The following is a 3,094-nucleotide window of genomic DNA, read 5'->3' as shown; positions in this document are numbered from 1 at the left end:
TCGTGCAGGATGGGGCCAAAGGTGTGCAGGAGCTTGGGCGTCAGCCCATCCTCGCGCTCGGGCGTGGCGGTCAGCGCCAAGCGCCAAGCGGCCGGGCAGGCGGCCACCACCCGGTCGAAGGTGCTGGCCGGCGCATGATGCCCCTCGTCCAGGATGAGGCAACCGAACCCAGCCAGGTGCCGGCCCAGGGCCTCTGTCGGCATCCTGGTCAGGGTCTGGACGGTGGCCACCTGGATGGGCGCGGCCTTCCCCGGCACCACGCCCAGGTGCTCCTCCAGCTCCTCCTCCCACTGCTCCTTCAGGTCCAGCGTGTGGACCAGGACCAACGTGCGCTGCCTGATCTCCACCAGCGCAGCCATGGCGGCCATGGTCTTCCCGCCGCCTGCGGGGATCACCACCACGCCCTGGGTCTTGGCGACCATGGCCTCCTTGGCCGCCAACTGGTAGGGCCGCAGCTGGGTGCGCAGGGCGGGCAGCGTGCTGGGCGCCAGGGGGGCCCGGCCGCGCCGGTCCTCCACGCCCGGCCAAGGTTGCAGGTGCTCTCGCAGAAGGCCCACCGCCCCCCGCGGCGCGCACCACCGGCCCCGCTCGTCCACGTGGAAGCCATCCAGGCACTTGGGGACCAGCTGCCAGACGCCGTCCACCTTCTCGCGCGGGGTCTGCTTGCCCCGGGCCTTGGCTTGCTGATAGGCGGGGTTCGGGTAGGACAGCGCTTTCTCCAGCAGTTCGCGCGTGCGGGGCGCAAGGTCCCGCACTGGAATCCGGATCAGGCTGTCCACCAGGATGGGCGCGCTCATGGGCGGGCCTCAGCTCGCGCCCACTCGCCAACCTTATTGACGAAGCAGGCCTTGCAGATGTGGGTAGCGGCATTGCACTGCAGATCCACTCTGTGCGACAAGAACAATGAGTAAACGACGTCCGTGCCGTAGCCGCCAAGGTGGATCCTAGTCGGCCCCTTGTACGGATCGCACTCCTTTCCGCACACATCACACTTGATAGTTACTGTAGTCGTTGTTGTGGCACTCATGCGAAGGGATCCTCCGGGTCGGCCAGGAAGGAGCCGATGGCCGCCACCTCGCGGCTGATCATCCCGCCGGGAATGGCCTTGAGGAACTGGCGGCCGTACTGCTTCGATTCCACCCGGCCATCCAGGAGCAGCACCACGCCGCGGTCATCGTGCCGGCGGATGAGCCGGCCGAAGATCTGGCGCCAGGTGATGAGGGCCGTGGGCAGGCTGTGCAGGCGGAACCATCCCTTCGGATCATGCTCGGCGATGTAGTCCATCACCGGGTCGGTGGGTGATGGGAAAGGCAGGCGGTCCAGGGCCACCAGGGACAGGGCCTCGCCCGGCACGTCCACGCCCTGGAAGAAGGTCCGCGTGGCGAAGAGCACGCTGGTGACATCCTCCCGGAATCGCTGGATGAGCCGCGTGGACGGCGCTTCTCCCTGGCGGTGGCAGGCGAATCCCAGGTACTCGAAGTCGCGCGCCAGCAGATTGTAGGCGTCTTTCAGCGCTTGGCTGGACGTGAAGAGAAGGAGGGCCCGGCCGCCGCTGGCCTTCACGGCCTCGTATAGGTGGTCGTGGACCTTTTCCCGAAACTCTTTGTCGTTGGGATCCGGCAGCCCATCCGGCACGACCAGGAGCGCCGAGCGGCTGAAGTCAAAGGGGCTGGGCAGCGCCACCTGCCGGGTGCCGGCGTCCAGGCCGATGCGCTCGCGGATGAAGGTGAAGTTCCCATGGGTGGTGGTCAGCGTGGCGCTGGTGGCGATGACGGGCACCCAGGGAAGCAGGTGCCGCTGCAGGAAGGAGGCGATGGAGACGGGCTTGCCCTTCAGCCGCCAGCTCTCGCCGGCGGCGCCGTCCTGGCGCTCCACCCAGTAGACCCACTCAGGGCGCTCCTGCCAGATGAGGGCCTTCACGCGATCGGCCAGCTGGCGACACTGCTCCTTCTGCCGCTCCAGCTGGGCGTATTCCTTGGACTCCTCCTCGTACTGGGCCTGCAAGGCGCGCAGTTCCAGGTACACGCGGCGCAGGGCCTCCAGGATGGGTTCCTCATTGATCAGGCCAGGGAGCATGATGCGGTTGGATCCCTGGGCGCCGTGCTTGAAGGCCATGATCTTGATGGATCGCGACAGGTCCTCGGCCACCCGGTCCAGGGCCTCGTAGCCGGCGCGGGACAGATGCCGCTTGAAGCCGCGGAAGCTCCAGCGGCCGATCTCCTCGCCGGCGAAGTCGCTGCCGATGTCGGGCAGCTCGTGGGCCTCGTCGCAGACGAGGACGTCGAAGTGCGGCAGGACGCCGGCCTGGCCGGCCGTGGCCTCCTGGACTTTCAAATGGGCGAAGAGCAGGTGGTAGTTGCAGACCACCACCTGGGCGCCCTCGGCTTCCAGCATGGCGGTCTTGTGGTAGCAGTTGAGACGACAGCCGGCGCATTCGCTGGTGTCGCCGATGGCGAAGTGGCGCCACACGCGGGGCGACACCTTGAAGGGCAGCTCGCTGGAGTCGCCGGAGCCGGTACGCATGGCCCAGTCGAGGACCTGGTCAAACTCGTTCCGGTCGGCGTCCTGGATCGCGCCGCTGAAGAGCCGGCTGTTCAGCTCATCCAGCTTGTCCTGACAGACGAAATGTCCACGCCCTTTCAGCAGGCAGAACCGAAAAGGCACGGGCAGCACGCCCTGCAGGAAGGGCAGGTCCTTCTGGGTGAGCTGCTCCTGCAGGGCGATGTTGGCCGTGGCGATGAGCACGCGCTGCCCCGTGGCCAGGGCGTGCTGGATGGCGGGGACGGAATAGCCGATCGACTTCCCGACTCCGCAGGGCGCTTCGATCAGAAGGCTGCGCCCATCCACTAGCGCGGAATCAACCTCTCTGGCCATGGTGAGCTGGCTGTCGCGCAGGACGAAGCCGGGGAGCTTCTGGGCAAGCAGACCGCCTGGCCCGAAGACCTCCTCGGCCGTGAGGATGGGGATCTGCGGCTCCGGGTCGCCCGGCAGGCAGAGCAGATCCTCGGGCAAGACCGGCCAGGCCGGTGGGTCCATTTCGGGCATGTGGTGCTCGCGCTAGAGATGGAAGAAGAGCCCGGCCGGCCGCGGGAGA

At 67.6% G+C, this 3,094-nt stretch carries 2 protein-coding genes; both read right to left on the bottom strand.

All coding sequences use genetic code 11. The annotated features are described in order from the left end of the window. A partial coding sequence (locus tag Q8O14_02570; protein MDP2359625.1) for a DEAD/DEAH box helicase family protein occupies positions 1–797 on the bottom strand: 797 nt, incomplete at its 3' end. Positions 798–1,023: 226 nt separating this feature from the next. Beyond that, positions 1,024–3,045 carry an ATP-dependent DNA helicase gene (locus Q8O14_02565; protein MDP2359624.1) on the bottom strand — a complete coding sequence of 674 codons (2,022 nt, stop codon included), beginning with the start codon at positions 3,043–3,045 and terminating at the stop codon, positions 1,024–1,026. Positions 3,046–3,094 lie beyond the last annotated feature (49 nt).

Source organism: bacterium, from assembly GCA_030685015.1.
Classification (GTDB): domain Bacteria; phylum CAIWAD01; class CAIWAD01; order CAIWAD01; family CAIWAD01; genus CAIWAD01.
The sequence above is the reverse complement of the archived record's forward strand: the minus strand, read 5'-3'. Positions and strand labels throughout refer to the sequence as shown.

What these genes read in the sequence shown, in the direction of transcription:
- Q8O14_02565 (MDP2359624.1), bottom strand. Translation starts at nt 3,045, where the DNA reads ATGCCCGAAATGGACCCACCGGCCTGGCCGGTCTTGCCCGAGGATCTG.